24 protein-coding genes are annotated in these 26,732 nt (G+C 41.5%); 16 read left to right on the forward strand and 8 right to left on the reverse strand.

All coding sequences use genetic code 11. The annotated features are described in order from the left end of the window. Positions 1-26: 26 nt before the first annotated feature. The 14 genes from AAEY94_RS18780 (at position 27) to AAEY94_RS18845 (ending at position 19,003) form a co-directional block, all read left to right on the forward strand. A complete protein-coding gene (locus AAEY94_RS18780; protein ID WP_101086591.1) occupies positions 27-962 on the forward strand; it encodes a DUF58 domain-containing protein in 936 nt (311 codons plus the stop codon). After that, positions 963-1,511, forward strand: a complete 549-nt coding sequence (locus tag AAEY94_RS18785) for a DUF4381 domain-containing protein (protein ID WP_101086590.1) — start codon at positions 963-965, stop codon at positions 1,509-1,511. Next, positions 1,505-2,524 carry a vWA domain-containing protein gene (locus tag AAEY94_RS18790; protein ID WP_101086589.1) on the forward strand — a complete coding sequence of 340 codons (1,020 nt, stop codon included), beginning with the start codon at positions 1,505-1,507 and terminating at the stop codon, positions 2,522-2,524. Before AAEY94_RS18785 ends, AAEY94_RS18790 begins: the two co-directional genes overlap by 7 nt. Beyond that, positions 2,524-4,629, forward strand: coding sequence for a VWA domain-containing protein (locus tag AAEY94_RS18795; RefSeq protein ID WP_350979600.1), 2,106 nt, complete (start codon positions 2,524-2,526; stop codon positions 4,627-4,629). Before AAEY94_RS18790 ends, AAEY94_RS18795 begins: the two co-directional genes overlap by 1 nt. After that, positions 4,623-6,257 carry a BatD family protein gene (locus tag AAEY94_RS18800; RefSeq protein WP_350979602.1) on the forward strand — a complete coding sequence of 545 codons (1,635 nt, stop codon included), beginning with the start codon at positions 4,623-4,625 and terminating at the stop codon, positions 6,255-6,257. The genes AAEY94_RS18795 and AAEY94_RS18800 overlap by 7 nt, the downstream gene beginning before the upstream one ends. 101 nt (positions 6,258-6,358) lie before the next feature. Then, complete coding sequence (locus AAEY94_RS18805) at positions 6,359-6,922, forward strand: sigma-70 family RNA polymerase sigma factor (RefSeq protein ID WP_011638133.1); 564 nt, start codon at positions 6,359-6,361, stop codon at positions 6,920-6,922. Next, on the forward strand, positions 6,915-7,622 hold the full coding sequence (locus AAEY94_RS18810; RefSeq protein WP_101086586.1) for a DUF3379 domain-containing protein: 708 nt from the start codon (positions 6,915-6,917) through the stop codon (positions 7,620-7,622). The genes AAEY94_RS18805 and AAEY94_RS18810 overlap by 8 nt, the downstream gene beginning before the upstream one ends. 134 nt (positions 7,623-7,756) lie before the next feature. Further along, a complete protein-coding gene (gene putP / locus AAEY94_RS18815; RefSeq protein ID WP_182744553.1) occupies positions 7,757-9,217 on the forward strand; it encodes a sodium/proline symporter PutP in 1,461 nt (486 codons plus the stop codon). A gap of 406 nt (positions 9,218-9,623) precedes the next feature. Beyond that, positions 9,624-10,907, forward strand: a complete 1,284-nt coding sequence (locus tag AAEY94_RS18820) for an OmpP1/FadL family transporter (RefSeq protein WP_101086584.1) — start codon at positions 9,624-9,626, stop codon at positions 10,905-10,907. Positions 10,908-11,107: 200 nt separating this feature from the next. Then, complete coding sequence (locus AAEY94_RS18825; protein WP_350979605.1) at positions 11,108-12,169, forward strand: efflux RND transporter periplasmic adaptor subunit; 1,062 nt, start codon at positions 11,108-11,110, stop codon at positions 12,167-12,169. A gap of 5 nt (positions 12,170-12,174) precedes the next feature. Then, positions 12,175-15,435 (forward strand): efflux RND transporter permease subunit, encoded by a 3,261-nt coding sequence (locus AAEY94_RS18830; protein ID WP_350979607.1) that lies wholly within the window; start codon positions 12,175-12,177, stop codon positions 15,433-15,435. A gap of 45 nt (positions 15,436-15,480) precedes the next feature. Further along, the gene (locus tag AAEY94_RS18835; protein ID WP_101086581.1) at positions 15,481-15,693 is read left to right on the forward strand and encodes a YgaP family membrane protein; all 213 of its coding nucleotides are present in this window, start codon (positions 15,481-15,483) and stop codon (positions 15,691-15,693) included. A gap of 13 nt (positions 15,694-15,706) precedes the next feature. Further along, positions 15,707-16,084, forward strand: a complete 378-nt coding sequence (locus AAEY94_RS18840; RefSeq protein ID WP_101086580.1) for a rhodanese-like domain-containing protein — start codon at positions 15,707-15,709, stop codon at positions 16,082-16,084. 474 nt (positions 16,085-16,558) lie between these two features. Further along, positions 16,559-19,003, forward strand: a complete 2,445-nt coding sequence (locus AAEY94_RS18845) for a S8 family serine peptidase (RefSeq protein WP_101086579.1) — start codon at positions 16,559-16,561, stop codon at positions 19,001-19,003. Between the two features lie 97 nt (positions 19,004-19,100). On the opposite strand, the gene AAEY94_RS18850 is transcribed toward AAEY94_RS18845, so the two are convergent. The 5 genes from AAEY94_RS18850 to AAEY94_RS18870 all read right to left on the reverse strand — a co-directional run bounded on the left by AAEY94_RS18850 (position 19,101) and on the right by AAEY94_RS18870 (position 22,538). Beyond that, the gene (locus AAEY94_RS18850) at positions 19,101-19,703 is read right to left on the reverse strand and encodes a CBS domain-containing protein (RefSeq protein ID WP_242445127.1); all 603 of its coding nucleotides are present in this window, start codon (positions 19,701-19,703) and stop codon (positions 19,101-19,103) included. Positions 19,704-19,937: 234 nt separating this feature from the next. Continuing rightward, positions 19,938-20,474: a YaeQ family protein gene (locus AAEY94_RS18855; protein ID WP_350979611.1), complete on the reverse strand. Its 537-nt coding sequence runs from the start codon at positions 20,472-20,474 to the stop codon at positions 19,938-19,940. Positions 20,475-20,552: 78 nt separating this feature from the next. Next, positions 20,553-21,464, reverse strand: a complete 912-nt coding sequence (locus AAEY94_RS18860) for a precorrin-2 dehydrogenase/sirohydrochlorin ferrochelatase family protein (RefSeq protein WP_101086576.1) — start codon at positions 21,462-21,464, stop codon at positions 20,553-20,555. Positions 21,465-21,472: 8 nt separating this feature from the next. Beyond that, positions 21,473-21,832, reverse strand: coding sequence for a rhodanese-like domain-containing protein (locus tag AAEY94_RS18865; protein WP_162023543.1), 360 nt, complete (start codon positions 21,830-21,832; stop codon positions 21,473-21,475). A 385-nt stretch (positions 21,833-22,217) separates the two neighbouring features. Beyond that, positions 22,218-22,538 (reverse strand): putative signal transducing protein, encoded by a 321-nt coding sequence (locus AAEY94_RS18870; protein ID WP_101086574.1) that lies wholly within the window; start codon positions 22,536-22,538, stop codon positions 22,218-22,220. 165 nt (positions 22,539-22,703) lie between these two features. Between AAEY94_RS18870 and AAEY94_RS18875 the strand changes: the two genes are divergently transcribed. Further along, on the forward strand, positions 22,704-23,105 hold the full coding sequence (locus tag AAEY94_RS18875; protein WP_350979614.1) for a DUF3224 domain-containing protein: 402 nt from the start codon (positions 22,704-22,706) through the stop codon (positions 23,103-23,105). Next, positions 23,098-23,310: a hypothetical protein gene (locus AAEY94_RS18880; protein ID WP_350979616.1), complete on the forward strand. Its 213-nt coding sequence runs from the start codon at positions 23,098-23,100 to the stop codon at positions 23,308-23,310. The genes AAEY94_RS18875 and AAEY94_RS18880 overlap by 8 nt, the downstream gene beginning before the upstream one ends. Before the next feature lie 258 nt (positions 23,311-23,568). On the opposite strand, the gene secF is transcribed toward AAEY94_RS18880, so the two are convergent. Genes secF through yajC form a run of 3 tightly spaced genes read right to left on the reverse strand, consistent with a single transcriptional unit; the run spans position 23,569 to position 26,732 of the window. After that, positions 23,569-24,516 (reverse strand): protein translocase subunit SecF, encoded by a 948-nt coding sequence (secF, locus tag AAEY94_RS18885; protein ID WP_101086571.1) that lies wholly within the window; start codon positions 24,514-24,516, stop codon positions 23,569-23,571. A gap of 14 nt (positions 24,517-24,530) precedes the next feature. Next, positions 24,531-26,381: a protein translocase subunit SecD gene (gene secD, locus AAEY94_RS18890; RefSeq protein ID WP_101086570.1), complete on the reverse strand. Its 1,851-nt coding sequence runs from the start codon at positions 26,379-26,381 to the stop codon at positions 24,531-24,533. Between the two features lie 18 nt (positions 26,382-26,399). Next, positions 26,400-26,732, reverse strand: a complete 333-nt coding sequence (gene yajC, locus AAEY94_RS18895) for a preprotein translocase subunit YajC (protein WP_011638150.1) — start codon at positions 26,730-26,732, stop codon at positions 26,400-26,402.

Genomic DNA, 26,732 nt, shown 5'->3' on the forward strand with positions numbered 1-26,732 from the left:
CACCTATTATTAAGCATGATTAGATTATGATGAACCCAACTAATTCATTACCACTTTACAGTGATGGTGTGAGCTTAAATGAGCAAGAGCTTATTGCTTGTCAAAGCTTATCCCGCGCCATACCCGATCGCAAATCGCGGGCGAAAGCAGCATTGTCTGGTCACCGAAGCAGCCAAATAAAAGGCCGCGGTATGGAGTTTGCTGAAGTACGTCATTACCAAAATGGAGATGACGTTCGTACTATAGACTGGCGAGTCACTGCACGAACAGGTGTTGCACATACTAAGTTGTTTGTTGAAGAACGCGAACGCCCTATCCTGCTATTGATAGACTTGAGCCACAGCTTATACTTTGGCTCCCAGCTACTATTACAATCGGTACAAGTGGCTCATTTAGCCACAACGTTAGGTTGGAATGCCATTAACCATGGCGATAGACTCGGGGCATTAATTGCCAGTGAAAGTACTCACTTAGAGCTAAAGCCACGTAGTCGCCGTCAAGGTATTTTACAGTTAACCTCAGGGTTAATTAATGTCCATCAACAACAATTAAACCAAATAAATCAATTATCACCCGATCCCGGCCATATGTTTAAAGCCTGCCAACGGCTACAGCGCATTGCTAAGCCTGGGTCACTGATTTGGATTATTACTGACGGCCAACATATCAACCAGCAATGTTTAGCGCCTTTAACAGAGTTGTCGCGTCACTGTGATATTGGTGCCTTTGTGGTAACCGATCCATTAAGGCAGGGAACCTTAGCGTTACCCAAACAATTTTCTTTACCCGTACGAGATGGCCAACAACAACTGACCCTAACACGTCAAAGTTATGAAGCCTGGTTAAGTACTCAGCAACAGCAGTTACAGCAATTCGTCTCATTAATGAATATGATAAAAGTACAACCTAAATTCATCGATGCCGCTAAACCGCTCAGTGCACAATTGGATATTTTACGTTAAATGACCACTGCTAACTTACCAACACAGCCATTGCCGATTGACGCCAAAGCCTCCGCTTTAGCGCAAATGCAAGATATTGTATTACCAGAGCCAATTAGTGCAGTGCCTATCGCACCTGGATATTGGATAATTGCAACAATATTAATAACCTTAGCAATCTGGTTAGTTAAGCGTTTATATAAACAACATCAATATCATGCACCACGAAAAATCGCGCTGACGTTACTAGATAGCTATGATATTGAAGATGATACCTTTGCAGCACAGGTTAACAGCTTACTCAAACGCACCGCACTTACCTATTTACCGCGTGAACACCTCGCTAAACTCAACGGTCAGCCTTGGTTTGATTGGTTAGATACTCGCCTCGCCTCTGGCCAGCAACATAAAATTGGTCAACTATTAATTAAGCGACATCAAGCAAGTGGTTTAGATCAAACCGAAAAAGCTCAATTAAAATCTTTAGCGAAAGCCTGGCTAAGCAATAAACGTCCTTTTAGTGATACAACGTTATCATCCAATAATTCATATCTGGAGGCCAAATGCTAGCATTTTATTGGCCATGGTTATTAATCTTACTGCCGCTTCCGTTGTTGATAAAACGCATCAACATACATAATGTCGGCGGACATCTACAGCTACCCGGCATCGCTACAACGGTTACAGTGTCCAGCTCAGTAAACCGAAAAAGCAGCAGAAAACGTTACTGGCTAATGTGGATATTGTTGTTGTTAGCAATCGCTCGACCACAGTGGCTTGGCGATCCCATAGAATTACCGGCAAAAGGCCGTGATTTAATGATTGCGGTGGATTTATCCGGCAGTATGCAAATTGAAGACATGGTCATAAATGGACAAACTGTTAACAGGTTTACCCTAATACAACATGTACTTAGTGACTTTATCGAACGTCGTAAAGGTGACAGACTCGGACTTATTTTATTTGCTGATCATGCTTATTTACAAGCCCCACTCACCTTAGACCGCCGCTCTGTTGCTACATTTTTAGATGATGCTCAGATAGGTTTAGTCGGCAAGCAAACCGCTATCGGTGAAGCCATTGCCCTTGCGGTTAAGCGCTTTGATAAAGTTGACGAAAGTAATCGAGTGCTCATTCTGTTAACGGATGGCTCTAATAATGCAGGTAATATTGAACCAGAAGTCGCCGCACAAATTGCCGCGAAACGTAACATCACTATTTATACTATCGGGGTTGGCGCTGAAATATTAGAACGCCGAACTATTTTTGGAAAAGAGCGCATTAATCCATCAATGGACTTAGACGAAGGCCAACTCAAAAAATTAGCTGCCATGACTAAGGGGCGTTATTTTAGAGCCCGAAACAGTGAAGAGTTAGCCAGCATTTATCAAGAAATAGACAAGTTAGAACCGGTGAGTCGTGATCAATTGAGTTATCGTCCCAAAAGTGAGTTATTTTATTGGCCGTTATTAATGTCATTACTGATTAGTTTTTTAATCAGTTTGCAGCAACAATGGCCTGCCCAGTTATTGGCTAAAACCAACCAGACTAAAACTAACCAAACCAAAGAGGCGAATCAATAATGATCCATTTCATTCGCCCTGAATGGCTATTAGGGTTCATCCCGGTATTAATATTAAGTGCATTATTTTGGCGTAAACATAGCCAGCAATCAGCATGGAAACAATATATCGCCCCACATTTAAGTCAGTTACTAATCAGCCAAACGGTTGAGAAAAGTCATCAGCCCAAATGGCTATTAATTGCCAGTTGGATAGTCGCCGTGATTGCGCTTTCAGGGCCGGCATTAAACAAACAAAATCTGCCAGTATTTGCAACCGAACAAGGTCGAGTGCTCATTATGGATATGTCTCAGTCCATGTATGCCACCGACTTAAGTCCAAATCGCTTGTCCTACGCTAAATTTAGAGCGACCGACTTATTAAATGAATTAAAAGAAGGCGAAACAGGGTTGATTGCCTATGCTGGTGATGCTTATACCATTAGCCCGTTAACCCGCGACCGTGACACTATTTTAAACTTACTGCCAACATTATCACCCGATATTATGCCCACTAAAGGATCTAACTTAACAGCGGCGTTATCTCTGGCAGAAAAACTATTGGCTCAAGGTGGTCATGTCAGTGGCGATATTATTGTCATGACCGATGGCATTTCTGCACAACAATTTAATCAAACAAGCAGCGCACTTAACAGCCGTTATCGTTTATCGATCATGGCTTTTGGCAGTAAACAAGGTGCACCCATTCGTTTAGCTGATGGTCAATTATTGCGTGATAATAGTAATGAAATCGTCGTCGCTAAAACCGATTACGGTCTATTACAGAAACTTGTCCAACAACACCAAGGGATCCTTGTGCCAGCTCAAACAGATGGTAGCGATATCTCCACCCTCACCCACTGGCTGGCAACTGATGGCAAGGCAACCGAAACGGATCTTGCTGGCGAAACTTGGCAAGATCTGGGTCCATATTTAGCTATGCTATTAATCATCCCGATGTTAATGAGTTTTAGGCAAGGATTATTAACCCTCATGCTTAGCCCTAGCTTGCTATTCGCTACGGCAATGACATTTAGTCTAGCCAACAGTCAACCAGCACAAGCCTCTGTGTGGCAGGACTTATGGAAAACTAAAGACCAACAAGCACAGTCTGCATTTGAACAAGGTGAATTTACCCAAGCAGCGGAAACATTCGAAAACCAACAATGGCAAGCCTCTGCGCAATACAAAGCAGGTAATTACCAACAAGCGCTAGAAGGCTATGAACAAGACAGCAGCGCCCAAGGTTTATATAACCAAGGTAATGCCCTAATGCAGCTTAAAGATTATCAAGAGGCCATTAAGCGTTATCAACAAGCTATTGCGGCTCAATCACCGTTTACTGAAGCAAAACAGAATTTGACCTTAGCCCAGCAATTGCTTGAACAACAAAAAGAGTCATCAGATCAGCAATCTGATAAATCAGAGCAAGATCCATCTAACTCAAATGATGACAACTCTACATCAGAACAATCTTCCGATGAAAATGGATCTCAACAAGCAGATTCCGACGAATCACAGTCTGGAGAACAGGAAAACCAACAAGGTCAACAAGACCAATCTGGCCAACAAAACCAACAACAGAATGCTGAAAACCAATCTGACAATAAAAATGATCGTTCATCTGATAATAATAAACCGCAATCACAAAGTGATCAGCCATCAGACCGCGATGAACAACAAGATGATAAACAATCCGAATCGTCACAAAACGAAGCACAACAGCAAAATGGTCAGCAACAAAATGGTTCGGATCAACAATCATCAACCTCTGAAGATAACAACACTTCACAGCAAGATGATTCAACGCAAGATTCTCCCGCTAGTAACGAATCTAGCATGCAGGCCAGTGCGACTAAAAATGGAGACCAACAAGATGATGGCAACCAAAAAATGGGGACTGCACAGTCTTCAACAGAGCCAAGTGCAGAAGACATAAAAGATGGCAAACCATCAGAAATGATCTCGGCTTCACAAATTAATCAAGATGATTTGCCTGCAGATATGCAACGTGCCCTTCGCGCCATAAACGAAGATCCACAAGTGTTAATCCGCAATAAAATGCAGCTTGAATATCTAAAACGTCGTCAAAATAGTCAACCGCCTAAGGAAAATGAACAGTGGTAATCAGAACTTTTTTTAGCCTATTGCTATTCATCATTGCTGCACCGGTATTTGCACTTAGCCAAGTACAAGCAACCATAGACCGAAATCCAATTGTTACAGGCGAGTATTTCGTACTCGATATTATTGCCGATGATGATCTAAATGCGGGGGCATTAGATACCTCAGTATTGCTCGATGACTTTATTGTTGGAAGAACTAGCGTTGGCCGCAGCACTAAAATGGTTAACTTTGACACCACCAAAGAAACTCGCTGGCAGGTATTATTGTCACCTAAGTCAGTGGGCAATGTCACCATACCGGCGTTTAACATCAAAGGAATTAGCTCAAACCCAATTACCTTAAAAGTTATTCCACAAGGTTCAACTGCCGACGAAGTACAAAACGTATTTATTAACATCAACACTAGTGCCTCAGAAGCTTATGTCGGCCAATTAATCACTTATAAAGTAAAACTATACCTTGCAGTAGAATTACAACGAGGAGTATTAAGTGCTCCCGTTATTGAAGGCGCGCAAATCAAGCAAATAGGCGAAGACAAAGATGGCAGTGAGATCATTGATGGCCGTCGCTTTAGAGTCATTGAACGCACTTACGGTATTATTGCCGATCTGCCAGGGGAGTTAGTTATCAATGGCGCCAGTTTCTCAGGCGATGTACTTGTTGAAGCCCCTAGACGCGGAGGTATGTTTGGCTTTAATGAAAGTCGGCCAATGCAAACAGAAGCGGAAAGAAAAGTCATTCAAATCAATTCAACACCGCCAAGTTACCAAGGAAAATGGTTAGTCAGCGATATTGCGGTATTAAAAGAGACGTGGCCAGACGATATCAACGAATTTGAAGTGGGCAGCCCAATTACCCGCACAATTAGTTTAATTGCATCTAATACCGATGACACTAGTTTACCCGACATCGATATTCCACTGGCCGACGGCTTAAAAGCTTATCCAGAAAAGCCGTTAAGACAAACTTTTGTTCGCGACAATCAAGTGGTATCACAATACAGTATCACTACTGCTATTGTGCCAACAAAACCAGGTACTTATACTCTACCTGAGATAAATGTTCCTTGGTGGAACCCACATCTTAAAAAGCAACAATTTGCCACATTGCCAGCCCGCACGATTAACGTTATAGGCAGCACAACGGCTACGACAGATATTCCACCAGCGGATAGTTTTAGCGCAGTTCAAGCCAGCGGATATTGGCCGTTACTGAGTGCTGTTCTGGCGGTATTATGGCTCATCACTTTAGTATTATGGCGTAAAGCAGCATCGGTAAACCGCACGTTGCCACAATTTAATCAAGACAATAAAAACCTCAAAATACCTAGAAAAACAGCAACGACTGGACTCAATGCAATTATTCATGCATGCGACCGTAACGACAGCAGTGCGGCGATTATTGCGGTACAAGCCTACTTTAGCGAACGTTTAGGTAAATTGATGACTTTGACTCAAATCAGCGGTTTATCAGAACAATTAGCGTTAGCAATGAATAAGCTACAAGCAGACAAATACAGCAATAAACCACAAGCGATTGATAAAAAATCGTTAATGGATGCCATTTTGGCTTATCAACACCCCCCTCTCGCCAATAAAAAATCAATAATAGCAGAGCTAAATCCATAACATTAAAAAGCTAAATAGTAGCTAGATGCTGCTATTTAGCTTGCTATTAATCCTCCTCCTTTTTAAGCTGTTACATATTATTAACTCAAAAAAGTTAAAAAATGTTTGATTCATTGCGAAAGAAAAAGTCCGAACCTGCGGTCTTATCTGAGATGCTAACAAAACAACGACGATACGATAGCCTTGTCAGGGCTCTTCACACCGACATATTTCGCTACGCCTTTTGGTTGTGTGGTGATAAACATGTTGCTGAAGATATTACTCAAGAAACGTTCTTAAGGGCGTGGCGTTCTTTGGACTCATTAAATGACGAAAAAGCGGCTAAAGCCTGGCTAATTACCATTTTAAGACGGGAAAATGCCAGACGTTTTGAGCGTAAACAATTTGACTACAGCGACGTAGAACAAGATTTACTTGAAGATGTACTATCGACAAGTCATGAAGAAGATACCGAGCAGTATTGGTTACGTCGTCAAATAGGTAAACTCGATATCGAATATCGAGAGCCGTTGTTATTGCAGCTGATTGGCGGGTTTAGTGGTGAAGAGATTGCCACCATGCTAGAACTCAATCGAAATACGGTAATGACCCGTTTATTTAGAGCCAGAAACCAGTTAAAAGACGCTCTCGAAGCACCAGAGGTAAGAGGTCAATCAAATGGATGATCTACAGTTTCGTCGCCATGCATACGGTGACCCCAATAATCAAGCCGACGATTTTTTAGCTCATTTAGCTGAAAATGAAGACGATGCTAAATTTGTCAAAGATCTACAAGCATTTGATCATAGACTCACTCAAGCACTCAATATTAGCGTGCCTGATGGGCTTGCTGATAAGTTAATTTTACGACAGCAATTGAGTCAGCATCAAAAAAACAAAAAACAGACCCGTTACTTAATGGCAATGGCTGCTTCAGTTGCCTTTATTGTGGGAGTTAGCTTTAGTTTATTACGCTTCACGCCAGTAAACTTAGGGGAAAACTCGTTGGCTCATGTTCATCATGAAACCAAAGCATTAGTGATGGAACAGGATATTGGTTTTAATGACGTAAACTTTAAACTAGCCAGTTTAGAAGGATTAAGTGATTCGAAATTTATCCAACAACCAGGCCGTGTTTTTTACACCTCTTATTGCGACTTCCAAGGTGTTAAATCATTGCATTTAGTGATGGCTGACGAGAACGGAAACAAAGTCACTTTGTTTATTGTGCCCGTCGAAAGTCGTATTGTGTTAGAAGAAGCATTTGCAGACAATCAATACAAAGGCCAAAGTTTTCAAACAGCCGACGCCTATATGGTGTTAGTGGGCGAGCCCGCTTCTGACCTTGAGTTTGTCAAAAAAGAAGTTGAAAATACCTTTATATAATTTATAAATTAATGATTTAAAATCCGCTACTTCATTGGAATAGCGGATTTTTTTTCATCTTAAAAAATCAAAGTGTGAACTAGATCAAACTTCTGCTAGCATGTCGACCATAAAAATAATCACCTGGAAGCAATATGGAAATTCAAACACCAATCATCATTACCTTTATCGGATATCTTGCCTTAATGATGGGTATCGGTTACTGGGCTTATCGTAAAACAGACACTGTTGATGATTACATTCTCGGTGGTCGCAAAATGGGGCCCGCAGTAACAGCGTTAAGTGTTGGCGCATCAGATATGTCTGGTTGGTTGTTATTAGGCTTACCTGGCGCGGTGTATTTAAGTGGTTTAGGTGAAGCCTGGATTGGATTTGGGTTAGTGTTTGGTGCGTGGCTTAATTGGTTATTTGTTGCAAAACGACTGCGAATTTATACCCAAGTTGCCAATAATTCTTTGACGTTACCCGATTTTTTTGAAAACCGTTTTAATGACTCTCATGGACTATTGAAATTGGTTTCGGCATTAACGATCCTGATCTTTTTCACTTTCTATGCTTCTTCAGGCATGGTGGGCGGTGCGATATTATTTGAAAAAGTATTCGGCCTCGATTATAACCTCGCCTTACTGATCGGTTCATTCATCATTGTTTCTTATACTTTCGTAGGTGGATTTTTTGCCGTCAGCTGGACTGACTTCTTTCAAGGCTGCTTAATGTTAATTGCATTATTAATTGTACCCATTGCAATTTTCAGCCAACCCGATACTCAAGCAAGTTTTGAACAAATTGATCCTGCTATGTTGTCGTTTATTAACGAAAACACCACCGTCATTGGACTCGTGTCGCTATTGGCGTGGGGATTAGGTTATTTCGGCCAACCGCATATTTTGTCTCGTTTTATGGCTATCGGCAGTCCAAAAGATTTAGTGTTATCTCGTCGTATCGCCATGAGCTGGATGTTAGTGTCGTTAGTTGGTGCCTTAGCAACGGGTATTGCCGGTAGTCTTTATTTTGCTGCAGAGCCACTTGAGAACTCAGAAACAGTATTTATTCATTTAGCCCATGCCGCTTTTAATCCATGGATTGGCGGCTTGCTGATTGCAGCTATTTTGTCTGCCATTATGAGTACTATTGACTCACAATTACTGGTTTGCTCTAGTGTCATCACAGAAGACTTTTACCTTAAATGGTTACGTCCACAAGCCAGCAGTAAAGAGTTAATGTTAGTAGGCCGTATTGGCGTTATTGCCATTGCATTAGTAGCCGGCGTTGTTGCACTTAATCCTGAAAGCAGCGTATTAGGACTCGTCAGTTATGCATGGGCTGGGTTTGGAGCTGCATTTGGTCCCGTGGTGTTATTATCACTCTTTTGGCAAGGTTATAGCCGTAATGGTGCGATATCAACCATTCTAGTGGGTGCTCTTACCGTTGTCGTGTGGAAACAACTGACTGGCGGTATTTTTGAGTTGTATGAAATCGTCCCTGGATTTATTTTCGCAATGTTAGTGGGGGTAATCGTCAGTAAAATGTCACCACCAACACCGAAAACTATCGCCGACTTTGCCGATTTTCGTGAATCTTTAAAAACACAATAAACTCCAATAAAAGGCTGTATTAGTCATTTTAATAGCTCAACCGCTGTAATTGCAGAGGTTGAGCTACTAATCTTATAATCGAGTGTCAATACCAACGAATGACCTAACAAGCTTCGATAAATCTCATCTGATTAGTCTCTAAAATCCACTATGAATAAACTTTAACTTAAGCTAACTGCACAGTAATGGTTGTCTAAAACTGCTGATAAATTTACATATACTGCCATGCTATCAAACACCTACTTCACCATTAAAAACCAGAATTAACTTAATATTAACAACAACTAACATCTGGTCGGAGTTGTTACATTAGTCACACTTACCTAATATGCCTAAAATTTTGGCCGTCAAATGCTTGAAGTGAATAAACTTTGTGCAAAACGGTAATAATAAATGGGACATAATAATGAATAAATTCCACAAGACCCTCATTGCTACCGCGGTAGGCCTACTCAGTGCACAAGCATCCGCTGCTGGTTTTCAGTTAAACAGCCAATCTGCTACTGGTATTGGTCGTGCAATGGCGGGTGATGCCGTTATTGCTGACAACGCATCGGTTCTATCTCGTAATCCTGCAGCCATGGCTCTTTTTGATGAAACAGCGCTATCTTTAGGTGTTGTTTATGCAGACATTGATGTATCAGTATCTGATGCACAAGGCAGTTTTGCCGGACAAGACGTTGCTTTTGGTAGTGAGCATAATGCAGCAGAAGCAAAAGTTATCCCCAATTTTTATTACATCAATCCAATTAATGACAAAATGGCGTTTGGCGTTGCGGTATTCAGTAACTACGGCACTGGCACCGATTTAGGTGACTTGGCAAACAGAACCCCTACCATTAGCGGCAATGCAGTACCACTGCCACCTCCAGTAGACTTACTCGGTAATACAGAAGTGGTTACTATTAACTTCAACACCAGTATGTCTTATCGCATTAATGATGAGTTCAGTTTTGGTTTTGGTGTTGATGCCGTTTACGGCAGCGGAACCTTAACTCGTACTAGCGAAAACCCACAGATTGGCAGTCTAGTCGATGTCGATGCAGATGGTTGGGCATTAGGTGGGATTGTTGGTGTTGTGTATGAAGTTAATCCAGATAATCGCTTTGGTTTAAGTTATCGTATTAGCCCAAAACTTACCGCCAAAGGTGATGTAAATTATCTTTACACTGAATACAATGAAATTGATATTCCTATCGCTGATATTGCTCAGTTTGCCGGTTTCCACCAGCTAACGGATAAATTTGCCGTGCATTACACTGCACAGTGGACTAATTGGAGTGCATTCGACAAAATCGTGGTTAAAGATGGTGCCAATGGTGTCGACCAAGCAGATTTAAAAGAATACCACTGGAAAGATTCGTGGTTCTTAAGCCTAGGCGCGACTTATAACCTCACTCAAGACTGGACTTTACGCGCAGGTGTCGCAACCGATCAGGGCGTAGTTAATCAGCATTCATCATTATCAATACCTGATTCTGATCGTACTTGGTACACCGCGGGTGTGAGTTACGATTTAAATGCAAAATCAAGCGTTGATTTAGGTATCGCTTTTGTACGCGGAGAAGATGTTACTGTACTAGAAAATAGTAACCTTCTTGCTCAAGTGCCTGGCTACAACAGTGAGATTTCAGCACAAACGCGTTCAAATGCGGTTTACTACTCAGTACAATATAACTACAGTTTTTAATTAGCAGTATTTACCCTTTTTTAGTCCGCTCACCACGGGCTAAAAGTTTCCAACCAAGCCGCCTTTTATTGTTAATTGGCGGTTTTTTTATGCCATTTATATCATAGGGTTCTAATCTATACGATTTTACAATATATCGGTTGCTTAACGGTGCAAAGTCCATTAGAATTTTCTTATAGACTTCACATTAGGCTATCACTATGTCTCGCTTATCTAATAATTTATTCCTCGGCACAATTCTCGCAACAACGGTACTAGCCACAATAGTATCCTATACAGTGCAAGCCTCTGATGTTGCTACATTAAAGCTAGAGTATTCAGAACAATATCAACCCCGTATTTATGATGCAAAAATTGAAGCAATTAAAGCGGCAACGATTTCTGCACAAACCTCTGGGCGGATTATTAATATTCATTTTGATGTGAATGATCTCGTCCCACAAGGCGCTGCATTATTAGAAATCACCAATAAAGAGCAAGGCGCAGGATACGCGGGGGCAGAAGCGGATCTCGCTAAAGCAGAAGCGCTAAACAGTGAGGCCCAAGCACAATATCTTCGTTATAAAACATTGTTTCCCAAGGGCGCCATATCAAAAGGTGCCATGGATGAAGCCACTGCAAAAGCAAAATCCAGCAAACAAGCAGTCAGTGCTGCTCAAGCACAGTTAATAAAGGCCAAAGAGAGTTTAAATTACACTGTCGTGAGTGCGCCTTTTAGTGGCCGAATGACCCATCGATTTATCGAACAAGGTGAAACCATATCTTACGGCCAAGCGTTGTTCTCTGGCTACGATACTCAACACCTTAGAGCTGTATTTCAAATTCCCCAGCAAGACGTTGCTCAGGTGCAACAACAGGAGCAAGTGAGTGTTCAATTGTTCAACGGCGATGAAATCATTTCAAATGATGTTAACGTCTATCAATTTGCCGATCCGTTAACTCATCAGCATCAAGTCAGAGTCAATATTGATGCCAGTAACATGGAAGACGTCATTGTAGGCCAGTGGATTAAGGTAGTCGTTAACTTCCCTAGTCGAACGAGTTTAATGATCCCATTATCGGCCATACATCAAGTCAGTGACTTAACGTCGGTGTATCGTAAACATTCAGACAAGATTGTGCTTAACCAAGTGCGTATCGGCCGAATAGACCATCAGAATAATACTGCTGAAGTATTATCCGGGTTAATGGAAGGCGATGAAATTGTTATCGATGCTGGACGATATTTAATTATGTCCTCAGCAGCGAAAGGTCAGGAGTAAACCTGATGACAACACCTAATGAATCGATAAAACTTGGCCTTTCAGGCTCAATAGCAAAAGCATTTCAACACAGTGCCATTACCCCATTACTGGCTATTCTAGGTTTATTACTCGGCCTTTTTGCGGTGATTATTACCCCCAAAGAAGAAGAACCTCAAATTGATGTGACTTTTGCTGATGTGTTTATCCCCTACCCTGGAGCCACACCGACGGAGGTTGAAAATCAGGTCACCTTACCTGCAGAACGGATAATTTCTCAAATAAAAGGCATTGATACCCTGTACTCATTTTCCCAGCCCGATGGCGCGCTCATTATCGCTATTTTTGACGTCGGCGTTCCACGAGATGAAGCTGTGGTTAATTTGTACAATCAACTGTATTCAAACAGCGATAAGTTTAACCATGCAGCAGGCATTGGTGAGCCGTTAATCAAACCTAGAGGTATTGACGACGTACCTATAGTGGGGTTAACGCTCTGGTCTCAAGATCCAAACATCACTGCAGAGCAGCTTACCTTGGTCGCATCGGGCCTAGAAACAGAGCTAAAACGGATACCGGGTACTCGAGAGATTTATAGCCAAGGTGGCCACGAGATGGTGTTAAATGTGCGTATTGATCCTGTCAAGATGAACAGTTTCGGCGTAACGTTCAACGATATTAGTGCCACATTACAAGATAATAACCAACTGTCTACAGTCGGCTCTATGACACAGTTTAATCAAGAAATAAAACTGCAAGCGGGGCAGTTTTTACGCACGCCAGATGATGTTAATAATCTGCTGATTAAAGTTAATCAACCCGAATCTATAACGGAGAAAAGTCCATTTCCTCGTGCAGTTTATTTATCTGATGTCGCCGATGTGAGCCTTAAAAGTGATATTCCTAAACAACATGTTTGGCACGTAACAGATAAGGGGACCTACCCGGCTATAACCATCGCGATTGGTAAACAGGCGGGGCAAAATGCCGTCGACATTGCAGATGCCGTATTAGCTAAAATCGATGCTGTCGATAACGTATTAATTCCCAATAATGTCAATGTCGCTATCTCTCGCAACTACGGTAAAACCGCTGGAGATAAATCTAATACACTTATTTTCAAATTGATTTTTGCCACATCTGCGGTAGTACTACTGGTATTTTTCACCATGGGACTTCGTGAGTCTGCCGTCGTTGGTGTAGCCATTATCATTACTCTCGCCATAACCTTATTTGCATCTTGGGCATGGGGATTCACCCTAAACCGAATTTCATTGTTCGCACTTATATTCTCCATTGGTATCTTGGTCGATGACGCCATCGTGGTGGTAGAGAATATTCATCGGCATATGGCAATGAGTGATAAACCCATAAGCGAGCTCATCCCTCATGCCGTTGATGAAGTCGGTGGGCCAACGATATTAGCTACCTTCACCGTTATCGCCGCCCTATTACCAATGGCATTCGTATCCGGACTAATGGGTCCATACATGAGCCCAATTCCGATTAATGCCAGTATGGGAATGATTATTTCACTATTAATCGCGTTTATTATGACCCCATGGTTAAGCCGCATATTGTTAAAACCTCACAAAAAGATACATAGTTCAAACAATAAAGCGCCTGACACAAGTATCCCAGTAGAAGAAGACAATCGATTAACGCGTCTATTTACGCGAATAATGAGTCCTTTTTTACTCGGCGAACATGCGCCAAAAGCGCGAAAAGGCTTGGCTTTAGGGATCGTATTATTGATTGTCTTCGCTATCGCCTTACCTGTAATGCAAGCTGTAGTACTAAAAATGCTGCCTTTTGATAATAAATCTGAGTTTCAGGTAATGGTTGATATGCCTGAAGGCACCCCTGTGGAACAAACTCAAAGAGTATTACAAGATCTCAGTCAATATCTCAGCAGTGTAGAAGAAGTTGAGCATTTACAGTTGTACGCGGGCACCCATGCACCTATGAATTTTAATGGCTTAGTACGACATTATTTTTTACGCAGCAGCCAAGAACTCGGTGAAATTCAGGTCAATCTAGTGGATAAAAAACATCGAGACCGCGACAGTCATACCATTGCATCATCTGTACGCGAGCCGTTGCAAAAAATTGGTCTACGTTATCAAGCCAATATCAAAATTGTTGAGGTACCACCAGGGCCACCGGTTTGGTCGCCTATAGTTGCTGAGGTTTATGCGCCTAACACCGAATTACGTGAACAAGCAGCCAATGACTTATTGCAACGTTTCAGAGATACCGAATACGTCGTTGATATGGATATATATTTGCCAGCGCAACAACAAAAGTGGCAAGTGATCATTGATCGAAATAAAGCCAGCTTAATGGGTGTTTCTTACGCCAGTATTGTGGATACGATCAGCACTGCTGTTGATGGTAAGGATGTCAGTTACTTGCATCAAGCACAGTTAGCTCATCCCACGCCGATTAGATTACAGCTTGATGAAGCCGCTAAAGTAGATCTAAAGCAAGTCTTGTTATTACGCCTACCGACTCAATCAGGTGAAACAGTACCGCTAACTGAATTAGTTAAGGTGCAACAACAAGTGATTAATGCACCCATTATCCATAAAAATATGGTGCCTATGATCATGGTTATTGCCGATATGGCAGGGCCAACGGGTAGCCCACTTTATGGCATGTTCGATATGGTCAGCCAGATTAATCAGCAAAATGAACAAGGTGACACTAGTTATCCAATTCAACAAAATTTGGTTAATCAACCTGATGGATTAACCGACGTGTCGATTCTATGGGATGGTGAATGGAAAATAACATATGAAACCTTCCGCGATATGGGCATTGCTTATGCCGTTGGTATGATTGCTATTTACTTACTTGTTGTGGGTCAATTTAAATCTTATATCGTGCCGTTAATCATCATGGCGCCCATTCCATTAACCATCATAGGTGTTATGCCTGGGCACGCTTTATTAGGCGCTCAATTCACGGCTCCTTCTATGATAGGCATGATAGCGCTAGCAGGCATTATTGTCCGAAACTCAATTTTACTGGTTGATTTCATTAATCAACAAACTGCCGCAGGCGTTCCGTTAGAACAAGCGGTTATCCACTCTGGCGCGGTAAGGGCAAAGCCAATTATGTTGACAGCATTAGCAGCAATAATTGGGGCATTATTTATTATTGATGACCCTATTTTTAACGGTTTAGCCATTAGTTTAATATTTGGGATTTTTATCTCAACTATTTTAACCTTGGTGGTGATTCCAGTGTTGTATTTTTCAGTAATGAAACATAAGCATGTGTAACAAAATTATATTATTCACTGGGCATCGCCCAATAAGGAGCTAAACATGTCATTAGAACGAAATATTATGGCCTTTGCCGGCTTTATGGTTTTATTATCTCTTGTGTTAACCGCAACAGTTAGTCCACATTTTGTCTGGCTTACTGTATTTGTCGGCGCTAATCTATTTCAGAGTGCTTTTACAGGCTTTTGTCCTGCTGCGATGATAATGAAAAAGTTCGGCGTCAAAACTGCAGCTGAAATAGCCTTAAATAAATAACAAGGAAATTATCGTGTTTAAAAAATCTATGCTGCTGTCTATTCAATCTATCTTAGCGATGTTGGTCTTATTAGCGGCATCGCTTATGCCTACTTGGGCTGCAGAGCAAGAGTCTAGCGTTGCTTGGGAAAAAATAGACCGCGGTGTCACATTAATTGATGTGCGCACTGCTGAAGAGTTTGCTGCTGGACATATTGACGGTGCGATTAATATTCCATTTGAGATTATCGTCCCAGAGTTGGCAAAGCTCAATATCGATACAGACGCCGAAGTGGTTCTTTACTGCCGCAGCGGCAACCGTAGTGGTATTGCACAGGAATCATTAGTTAAACAGGGTTACACCAATACCTATAATGCGGGTGGTTTTGATAGCTTAATATCAGCACGATAACCTCACTAACAATCTAAAACCACACATTTGCAACTGTGGTTTTATTAAGTAAATACAATAGTTTATCGTATTGACATCCTCTTCATCTCAATACGATAAACCTTACCGCTTTCGCTCCCTACATTTTTCCTGTAAAAAAATCTTTACATTTAATATTAGATAATTATTTATTAGCATAAAACGGATCCGTTTATGCACTTTCTAGTTAAGCGCTTTCATAAAGTTAACTCCATTAACGCTCGAAAGATAACATTCTACCAACTCGAGTTGTAAGTGAATGTTAAGTCATGGTTGGTGAATAAAAACTCAAATAAATCCGTTCTATAACACCAGTTACTTGACAACAAACATTAACAACTTGTTTACACCAGGCAAAAATGTGGTTACCTTTTAGACAGATAGGCAAAATAGCTTATCTGTAAAAAATAATTATAAAAGACATTACGTCCCACCCTGATTAACATGGAAGATAATATGAAAAAGCATAAAAACCCAACGGTCGTGCTTAGCATGACAGCACTCGCTTTGGCTATTTCAACTCAAGTAAACGCAGCACCAACCCCGTCACAACTCTCTGCAACTAATCAACAGATTGAACAACAATCACCTTTACCTAAACGATATATCGTTAAGTTCAGAAATGATAATGCTGCTCAGACTCTTAATGGCAATGCCGCTGTGCAAAATGTGAATGTTGAAGCCGACAACAGCATGGATTACGAGCCTCGTTCTAACGAAGTATTTACCCAGTTTAGAGCTTTGAACAGCGTAAAGGCACGAGAAATGAAGCGTGTAGGTCGTAGTAATAGCTACTCAGTTAAACTCGATTCTCCCTCTCTTAAAGCATTACGTTTGCGTCAAGATGTTGAATACGTGGAAGAGGATTTACCCCGTAGACTGCTTGCGGAAACAACACCTTGGGGACAAACCTTTGTTGGTGCGACCGTGTTAAGCGACAGCCAAGCAGGTAATCGTACTATCTGTATTATTGATTCTGGTTATGACCGTAGCCACAATGATTTAAGTGGTAACAATGCAACCGGGACCAATAACTCAGGTACAGGTAACTGGTATCAACCAGGTAATAATAATGCCCATGGTACTCACGTAGCAGGTACCATTGCCGCAATAGCGAACAATGAAGGTGTGGTCGGGGTTATGCCTAACCAGAATGCCAATATTCATGTTGTAAAAGTGTTTAACGAAGCCGGATGGGGCTACTCATCGTCTTTAGTCGCTGCTATTGATACCTGTGTTACTTCAGGTGGTGCAAACGTAGTCACAATGAGTTTAGGTGGCAGTGGTTCAACCACAACTGAGCGTAATGCATTAAATGCTCATTATAACAATGGGGTGCTATTAATTGCAGCTGCAGGTAATGCTGGCGACAGTAGTTATAGCTACCCAGCATCTTATGATAGCGTAATGTCTGTTGCTGCGGTTGACAGCAATCTTGATCATGCCGCTTTTTCACAGTATACAGACCAAGTTGAAATTTCAGGTCCTGGCGAGGCAATTCTATCAACGGTTACCGTTGGCGAAGGTCGTTTAGCCGATATAACTATTGGCGGTCAGTCATACTTTAACAATGGTGTAGTGCCGCACAACCGTTTAACCCCGTCAGGTACTAGCTACACTTCGGCACCAATTAACGCAAGTGCAACAGGAACCTTAGCGGAATGTACTGTAAATGGAACCAGTTTTAATTGCGGTAGCATGACCAATAAAATCTGTCTTGTTGAGCGTGTAGGCAACCAAGGCTCAAGTTACCCTGAAATAAACTCGGTTAAAGCCTGTAAAACAGCCGGTGCCAAAGGTGTCATTGTATACAGTAACACTGCACTACCAGGGTTACAAAATCCTTTCCTAGTGGACGCTAATAGTGAAATTCTGATTCCGTCGATGTCTGTTGATCGAGCTACGGGGCTTGCACTTAAAGCCAAGTTGGGTCAGTCAGCCACTGTGAGTAATCAAGGCAATCGAGATTATGAATATTACAATGGCACCTCAATGGCAACACCACATGTGTCAGGCGTAGCAACATTAGTGTGGAGTTACCACCCAGAGTGTAGCGCCAGCCAAGTGCGTGCGGCATTAAATGCCACAGCAGATGACTTAAGCGTTGCCGGTCGTGATAACCAAACTGGTTACGGGATGGTTAATGCAACAGCAGCAAAGGCTTATCTAGACGAATCATGTAATGGTCCAACCGATCCAGGTACAGGCTCTGGTGACAGCATACTTGAAAAAGGCGTGGAAAAAACGGGCCTAGCTGGCGCTAAAAACGATGAATTATATTTCTCGTTAGACGTTCCTGCAGGCGCGACAGACTTAAGCTTCACTATGAGTGGTGGCACTGGCGATGCTGACTTATATGTGCAGTATGGCGCATCACCTACCAGCAGCAGTTACGACTGTCGTCCATGGAAAGGTGGTAATGCAGAGTCTTGCCCAATTGCGACGCCTCAATCTGGTACTTACTATGTGATGCTACAAGGTTATAGTGCATTTAGTGGTGTAAATTTAGTGGCTAACTACACCGCTGGTAGCACTGGTGGCAGCAACACAGGCGGCCCAGCGAGCTACAACAATACCGGAAATTATACGATTCCAGACAACAACACTAGTGGTATCACTAGCCCTATTACTGTTAGCCGCACTGGCGATTCAGGAACGGTATCAGTGTCTATTGGAATTATTCATACTTATATTGGTGATTTAAAAATCCAGTTAGTTAGCCCAACAGGTCAAACTGTTGTACTGCATAACAACACTGGTGGTGGAACCGATAACCTAACCCAAACTTATACGGCTAATATGGCAGGTGTAGAATCAAGTGGTGTATGGACATTAAAAGCAGTTGATAATGCGAGACAAGATACTGGATATATTGATACTTGGAGCTTAAGCTTCCAGTAATATTATTTCGTTGATTACAAAAATAGCCACATTATGTGGCTATTTTTATTTCTGATGGATTAACTTTTTAACAGTTAGCAGACTAATAATTAAAAATCTAATAGTGAGGTTGTGTTGTTTGCAACACGGCAGGCTGCTGAATATTGGCAATCACTTCAAATATAGATGCAAATGAGTTTGGTGTACTCACATCGACAGCAAGCTTTAATCGGCGAGCAATATCATTAGCAGATAGCACACCACGAATAGCATGATTAGATCGGTCAACCACTAAACAATGTTGCTGTCCTGCTGATTGTAATGTCTCAATAACATCACCAATACGAGCATAACTTAAATCTTCAAAATCAATCGCTTTCAGATCTTCTTTAGGGATCATAAAATCTGCAACACTTAAATGCTCACGCTGATGACCAGCTGCAACACGTTTTAATATTTCTTGATTATGTAAAGACTCAAAGCTGATTAGGCCAATAAACTTATCTTTATCATCTATGACTAATTTAAGACGTACATGCGACTTCTGCATTAAGTGCTCGACCTTAACCGCCGACGTGCTCGATTCTATCACCATAGGCGTCACTTTCTTAAAATCAGTAAACACATTTAACGCTGAAGATAGTACTGAGATATCTTCATGGGCTTCTGGTGAAGTTAATTCATCAATTTTTTCTACTGGGTATAGGGCTAATTTCTTCACAATAACATCCTTAATCAACAACCATCGCGAAACGTGAAACATCATATTTATTAATGATTTATAATTTATTGTGATGTTCACTGCATGATTTGATTATCTGCCTGTGATTTTATTAGTACAAGACCCATTTGATTAAATTTAATTAATTTTTGATAAATTAAGGTTAAATTCACTTTACTGTGATCGTAAGTATGATAGCAAAATGTGATAGCAACCCAAATAACGTAAATACCACTACTTTAACGGTTCAGGCTCTATTAACACGCTATTATTTGCATCCGACAACCACACTTGCCCTTCGCTAAGACTAACTTGTAACGCCATATTTCGATTAACAAATACATCCATTTGTTTCACCGCATCTTCTGGAAAATTAATCACAGTTAAATTATCGTAGCGAGCAAATGCTTGCTGGTTCTGCTGCCACCAAATAGGCACACTTCGGCCACCATAAGTATAAAGAATAACCTGTTTTGACCGACCACAGGCTTTTCTAAGCCATTTCTCATCAGCTTGACCAAACTCAACCCAAAGATCGATTTCACCACTCAGATTTTTATCCCAAAGTTCAGCTTCATCATCAACACATAACCCTTTACTAAACACTAAAGTTTCGGATGCATTAATGGCAAATGCCAGTAAACGCACCATCATGCGCGTATCGGTTTCGGACGGATGTTGGGCTAAGGTAAACTGATGATCGGCATAATAATGACGGTCCATATCTGCAATCTGCAGCGAGACTTTAAAGACGGTAGCTTTAGCAGCCATAAAAGGTTCCAACAAGTATAAAAAAACCGAGTCTACTACAAAGTAGACTCGGCATAATAGGACATCGTACTTATCCGGTTAAATAGCGCCAGGGCGTAGATGTTTAGCCATTGGAAAATGCGCACTTAACTGGGCGACTTTTGCAACAGAAGACACTATCAACATACGAGATCCATGTTCATATTGATGAGTGATATCACTTAACAATGGCACCGCTTCTCTGCTTGCGTCTCGCCTTAATAATTCATTAATCTCACTATCAAGCGCACTATCACTGTAAACCACGTCTAATGTCTGTAACAGCGGCATTGCTGCAATAGGGAGTAAATGTGCCGGCGTATCCTCGGTTAACAAAAGAATCTCACCTTTAACACTAAAGTCTTCAAAAGACTCAAGGTAACGTTGTTCTGTTAATGCATCGAATTTATCTTGATTAGTGGTAAAAAAACGTTCCCAAAATAAACGTCTATCTTTGCCTGCTAATAATTTATGTTGTACTTCCTCGCGCTTGCTGGCAACAAAATCAAATAAAGGCGCTAATGATGACGGTAGCATAGTTTCGAGGCGTGAACGGATGGTTCGAGCGAAAACAGGTGCGGCACCAGCCGTACTTATCGCAACCACTAACCGGCCTCTATCCACTATCGAAGGCGTAATAAATCGACAAAATTTAGGATTATCGACCACATTCACCCAAATCCCCCGCTCTGTGGCCAACTGCGCAAAATCCATATTCAATTGCTCATCGGCAGTAGCAAGGTAAATGATATCCACATTGGCAATATCATCAGCACATACTTCACGACGAGACAGCTGGATCCGCCCCTGCGTATAATAGTTTTCAATATCATTGGCAACCGTCGGCGCTATGACATGAATATGAGCATCCGTACGAGACAACAAATCGAGTTTACGTGTGGCAACTTCACCAGCACCAACCAATAAGACCTTCAAACCTTGAGTATCGACAAACAAAGGGAAATATTGCATTAATCTACTCAGTCTTCAACGATAGGGAATTGATGTTGTATCCAAGCACGGTAGCCACCAACCATTGAGGCGACTTGCGTATAACCCATAAGTTGTAAATTATAGGCAGATAATGCTGCACGCTGGCCGGCGCCACAATAAAGTAATATTGGAGTATTTTTATCCGGAAAACGATGCTCTATATCACGTTCAATAATGCCACGACTGAGGTGTTTTGCATTAGGTAAATGCCCTTGTAACCATTCGTTATCTTCTCGCACATCAATTAATTGCCATTGATCTTGTTGTTGATATTGCTCAATGGTTAACAAGCTAACATGTGGCATAACAGAATCGACCAAACTGGCGAATGCTGGAGAGGGTTGCATAGCGTTTCCTTAAGTTAGTTAAATCACTCATTTGTGACAAATTAGCACTACATACGTCATAAACCTAAAAGTAGTTTAATCATTAGAGTCTATTGGATTTTTGAAAGCAATTTTGCTGCAGTTAGTGGCAATTTACTATAACGAGGAGTTTATGATGGTGTCATTTACATAAATAAGCGCTAATTGCGCCAAAATAAGCCACATATGCAATCCTAGTGGCTCAACTAAACGGGCGCATATTTATAAACTAGGCTCTTTATTACTAAACGTAAATTGACTTAGACACTTTTCGTCTAATATTTACGTCGCGATTAAACCCCGTTTATGTTGAATAATATGTGGTCATGAAAGATGGCTTTCAACGTTAAAAAACCATCATACGGGTTTATTCGTTATGCATTTCACTTCTTTGCGAACTACATTGCCAACACAATTCAAAACTGCCTTCGTTTATTTCATGGCATTGGACACATTGCCATTGAGGCTGTTCAATATCGAGTGAATCGAGTAAGGTTTGCGCAGTGACAAGTTGATTGTCTGCTACCCATAATTCTACCGTTTGCATTTCAATCGGTAAACCGCCTACACCACCAATGAGTGCTTCACCTTTAAGATCAACTTCAATTCCACTGGTTTCCAGTAGCCCTTTCCATGTGTGAGCCTGCAGTAAATTACCACCGGCTAATAATACTTTTCGTTGTTCCATGCGTTATCCTACTGCATTGCTCTTGCTGGCAAATTTGTTTCATCCTACTGCCTCTACCAAAATCTGTCGAGTGTTGTTTATAAATTGGACATTTGTCATAGACAATGATTATGTTAACTTTATATGAACTCTTCGTATTTAATAACATCATAAGCAGGGCTCTACATGACAAAAATAGTCTTAAAAGGTGTATTTCAAATCACCGCTTGGAATGAATCGGCATATGCTGAACACGACAATAACAGCAAACAAACCATTGCCGAAATCACCCAAACGTATTCTGGTGATATCAATGGTTCAGCTCAAATTCGCTATGTAATGTCATATCAAAATGGGGAGGCTGCGGTATTTGTCGGAATGGAACACTTAACCATAAACACGCCAGAAATATCCGGCACCATAGTGTTACAACATAATGGGGTATTTTCGCAAGGTGTTGCACAAAGCCAATTCAATATAATAGCTGACTCGGGTACCGATAACTTGCATCAATTTATCGGCCACGGTGAGTTTACCTCAACCGAAAACGGCCAAGCAGATTACCTCATCACTTTGCATCATGACTAAAATAACCATTTCTCGTTTAGAGACTAATATCGGTACATTTAGAGTATCTGGGAAGATGATGGTAACTTCACTGATGTTTCTCAGTGTTGATATACTCGGCAGCGATGGATGGGAAGCGCTGATAATCGACCCACAAACTCAATGGCACAAAACCTTGATGGCTGCCTGTGAAGTGCATTTAGCAGAACAACAGAACTTAACCTAAACTCGGGATAAGAGATAATAATAAAACCATAAAGATCATAAGCTTATAGCTTAACCACTATCAAGCTTGTCATTTGTTTTACTAACAGGGCGAATTAACGCGTTAATAGCTGGCCTATTGCAAGTTCATTTAACGCAGTTAGTAAGGCAAAGGGCTGTTTGAAAGGCGTTTGTTATCTCGAGTTAGGTTAACTTAGCCATAAAAAGAAACCCCAGCAAGCTGGGGTTTCTTTTTAGCGATTAAGATAAATAATACTTATTAAGGCATCATTGAAGGCTGATCAGCACCTTCTTTCTCAATCTCTACCGGTAACATGTGCTCACGGTTGATACCCAATTTAATGGCTAAATAACTTGCCACGTAAATCGATGAGTATGTACCAACAAAAATACCGAGTAGCAATGCAGTCGCAAAACCATGGATCATTGTGCCGCCTTTTAAAAACAGCGCAATAACGGTAATTAATGTAGTACCTGTAGTAATAACAGTACGACTCATGGTCTGAGTGATTGAGGTATTCACAATCTCTACAGGGGTGCCTTTACGCATTTTAAGGAAGTTTTCACGGATACGGTCATACACTACGATGGTATCGTTAAGTGAGTAACCTACAACTGTTAATAAACCTGCCAATACGGTCAAGTCAAACTCAAGCTGTAATACCGAAAATACCCCTAAGGTCACAATAACGTCATGGGCTAGCGCCGCTACAGAACCTGCAGCTAAACGCCATTCAAAACGAAATGATACATAGATAAGAATACAGATTAAAGCAACAATAACGGCTAAGCCACCCTGCTCCGCTAATTCCTTACCTACTTGTGGCCCAACAAACTCAACACGCTTTTGAATCACGCCTGAATCAATTGACTGCGCAGCAGTTAATACTGCTGCAACCTGGACATCACTTTTTAACTCATTTCTTACCGGTAAACGCACCAATATATCGCGGCTTGAACCAAAGTTCTGTACTACCGCACCTTCAGCTTCCGCTGTGGTCATAGTCGCACGTAAAGCATTCAAGTCAACAGGTGCTGAAAACTCCATTTCAACAACCGTACCGCCGGTAAAGTCTAAGCCCCAGTTAATGCCTTGTACGCCTAGCGATACAAAAGAAGCAATAACTAAGATCAACGACATTACACTAATAGGAAGTGCATGACGAAGGAAGTCGACTGTTTTCTTTACTGAAAATATTTGCAACATATTCAACTTCTCCCTTAGATAGACAATGACTTAACGCGCTTACCACCCCAAACCGCATTCACGATTGAGCGTGTGCCAACGATGGCTGTAAACATCGAAGTCGCGATACCTATCATTAAGGTAACAGCAAAGCCTTTAACCGCACCGGTACCGACAGCAAACAAGATTAACGCTGTCATAAAGGTGGTGATGTTAGCATCTGCAATGGTTGAAAAAGCATTACCATAACCTTCATGGATAGCTTGTTGTACGCTGCGACCGCCAAGAAGTTCTTCACGGATACGTTCAAAAATAAGTACGTTACCGTCAACCGCCATGCCCACCGTTAATACCATGCCCGCAATACCTGGCAAGGTTAATACCGCACCCGGGATCATAGACATCACACCAACAACCATAATTAAGTTTGCCATCAATGCAAGGTTGGCAATAAAACCAAATGCACGGTAGTAAACCATCATAAATACAAGAACAACAACCATGCCCCAAATCATCGCTTGAACACCGTTTTGGATGTTTTCAGCACCTAAGCTTGGGCCAATAGTTCTTTCTTCCACAATGGTCACTGGTGCGATCAACGCTCCTGCACGTAATAATAACGCTAGGCTTTGTGCTTCAGTATGCTCAAGACCGGTAATGACAAAATTACGACCTAAACGAGCCTGAATCGTCGCAACTGAAATAACCTCTTCAATACGAGTCATTTTCACTGTGCCATCAGGATTACGTGTACCACTGTCTTTATATTCGATAAACAATGTTGCCATTGGTTTACCGATATTATCTTTGGTGACGTTAGAGAAAATCGAGCCGCCTTTCGCGTCAAGATTAATCGCTACCTGTGGACGGCTGTATTCATCAAAAGTAGGTTGTGCACCAGTGATATGATCACCCGTTAGCATCACTTCTTTTTTCAATACGGCAATCCCGCCTTCACGGCGTTGGTACACTTCTGCACCTGCTGGAACACGACCATTTGCAGCTGCACTTACGTCGGCTTTATCGTCAACCATACGAAATTCAATCGATGCCGTAGCACCTAAAATTTCTTTTGCACGAGCTGTGTCTTGTACACCAGGCAGTTCAACAATAATGCGCTCAGCGCCTTGACGTTGTACTACAGGCTCAGCAACACCCAACTCGTTAACACGGTTACGAATAGTGGTAATGTTTTGCTGTAATGCTTCTTCCTTAATTTGCTTAAGGTAAGCATCACTCATGGTAGCAAGAAGCATAAACTCATTACCGCTACTCGCGTCGGTATAGGTCATGTCATTGCTGCGAGTTTTTAAATAAGTCTCAGCTTGGTCAACAGTTTCAGCATCTCGAAACTTAATCGCAATTCCTTTAGGGGTTTTACGAATACCAGCATAACGAATTTTTTCTTCACGAAGCTGGCTACGGAAATCAGCTATCTTAGCTTCTTCCATTTTACGAATAGCTTCGCCCATATCCACTTCCATTAAGAAGTGAACACCACCACGTAAATCTAAACCTAATTTCATCGGCGACCCACCAACAGCTTCAAGCCATTCAGGGGTTGCCGGAGCTAAGTTTAACGCAACGGTATATTTCTGACCAAGCAGCTCAGCGATAGCTTCTTTAGCCACCAACTGCTGCTCAGGATTTTGCACTCGGACCAATAACTGACCATTTTCAAGCTCGGCACGCTTTACGGCAATACCCTGACTATCTAATAAATCAACCACAGCCGTTTGTGTCGATGCAGTAACTTCTGCGCCGCGAGTTGCGACAATCTGCACTGCATGATCTTCACCAAACAAATTTGGTATTGCATAAAAACTACCAATGGCGATGACAAGCATCACCATGATGTTTTTCCACATTGGGTATTTATTTAACACACCATAGCCCTCTTGGCTTTATAACGACTGGATAGAACCTTTAGGCAATACCGCTGCGATGTAATCCTTTTTAATCGTGATTTGGTTGTTATCATTAATCGCTAATAACACATAATCACTTTCTTCACCGATTTTGGTCACTTTACCGAGAATGCCACCACTGGTTAACACTTCATCACCTTTTGAAATCGACGCCATTAGGTTTTTGTGCTCTTTTACACGCTTTGACTGTGGACGGAAAATCATGAAGTAAAAGATTAATCCAAACATGACTAGCATGAAAATTAACTGCATGGTTTCGCCACCGGCTACACCACTGATTGGGCTTGCATATGCATTTGAAATAAACAT

The sequence above is a fragment of the Shewanella sp. AC34-MNA-CIBAN-0136 genome, from assembly GCF_040309945.1.
Taxonomy (GTDB): domain Bacteria; phylum Pseudomonadota; class Gammaproteobacteria; order Enterobacterales; family Shewanellaceae; genus Shewanella.

What these genes read in the sequence shown, in the direction of transcription:
- AAEY94_RS18825 (WP_350979605.1), top strand. Translation starts at nt 11,108, where the DNA reads ATGTCTCGCTTATCTAATAATTTATTCCTCGGCACAATTCTCGCAACA.
- AAEY94_RS18855 (WP_350979611.1), bottom strand. Translation starts at nt 20,474, where the DNA reads ATGGCTGCTAAAGCTACCGTCTTTAAAGTCTCGCTGCAGATTGCAGAT.
- AAEY94_RS18785 (WP_101086590.1), top strand. Translation starts at nt 963, where the DNA reads ATGACCACTGCTAACTTACCAACACAGCCATTGCCGATTGACGCCAAA.
- AAEY94_RS18790 (WP_101086589.1), top strand. Translation starts at nt 1,505, where the DNA reads ATGCTAGCATTTTATTGGCCATGGTTATTAATCTTACTGCCGCTTCCG.
- AAEY94_RS18880 (WP_350979616.1), top strand. Translation starts at nt 23,098, where the DNA reads ATGACTAAAATAACCATTTCTCGTTTAGAGACTAATATCGGTACATTT.
- putP (WP_182744553.1), top strand. Translation starts at nt 7,757, where the DNA reads ATGGAAATTCAAACACCAATCATCATTACCTTTATCGGATATCTTGCC.
- AAEY94_RS18830 (WP_350979607.1), top strand. Translation starts at nt 12,175, where the DNA reads ATGACAACACCTAATGAATCGATAAAACTTGGCCTTTCAGGCTCAATA.
- AAEY94_RS18820 (WP_101086584.1), top strand. Translation starts at nt 9,624, where the DNA reads ATGAATAAATTCCACAAGACCCTCATTGCTACCGCGGTAGGCCTACTC.
- AAEY94_RS18865 (WP_162023543.1), bottom strand. Translation starts at nt 21,832, where the DNA reads ATGCAACCCTCTCCAGCATTCGCCAGTTTGGTCGATTCTGTTATGCCA.
- AAEY94_RS18780 (WP_101086591.1), top strand. Translation starts at nt 27, where the DNA reads ATGATGAACCCAACTAATTCATTACCACTTTACAGTGATGGTGTGAGC.
- yajC (WP_011638150.1), bottom strand. Translation starts at nt 26,732, where the DNA reads ATGTTTATTTCAAATGCATATGCAAGCCCAATCAGTGGTGTAGCCGGT.
- AAEY94_RS18810 (WP_101086586.1), top strand. Translation starts at nt 6,915, where the DNA reads ATGGATGATCTACAGTTTCGTCGCCATGCATACGGTGACCCCAATAAT.
- AAEY94_RS18805 (WP_011638133.1), top strand. Translation starts at nt 6,359, where the DNA reads ATGTTTGATTCATTGCGAAAGAAAAAGTCCGAACCTGCGGTCTTATCT.
- AAEY94_RS18860 (WP_101086576.1), bottom strand. Translation starts at nt 21,464, where the DNA reads ATGCAATATTTCCCTTTGTTTGTCGATACTCAAGGTTTGAAGGTCTTA.
- AAEY94_RS18835 (WP_101086581.1), top strand. Translation starts at nt 15,481, where the DNA reads ATGTCATTAGAACGAAATATTATGGCCTTTGCCGGCTTTATGGTTTTA.
- AAEY94_RS18870 (WP_101086574.1), bottom strand. Translation starts at nt 22,538, where the DNA reads ATGGAACAACGAAAAGTATTATTAGCCGGTGGTAATTTACTGCAGGCT.
- AAEY94_RS18875 (WP_350979614.1), top strand. Translation starts at nt 22,704, where the DNA reads ATGACAAAAATAGTCTTAAAAGGTGTATTTCAAATCACCGCTTGGAAT.
- AAEY94_RS18795 (WP_350979600.1), top strand. Translation starts at nt 2,524, where the DNA reads ATGATCCATTTCATTCGCCCTGAATGGCTATTAGGGTTCATCCCGGTA.
- secF (WP_101086571.1), bottom strand. Translation starts at nt 24,516, where the DNA reads ATGTTGCAAATATTTTCAGTAAAGAAAACAGTCGACTTCCTTCGTCAT.
- AAEY94_RS18845 (WP_101086579.1), top strand. Translation starts at nt 16,559, where the DNA reads ATGAAAAAGCATAAAAACCCAACGGTCGTGCTTAGCATGACAGCACTC.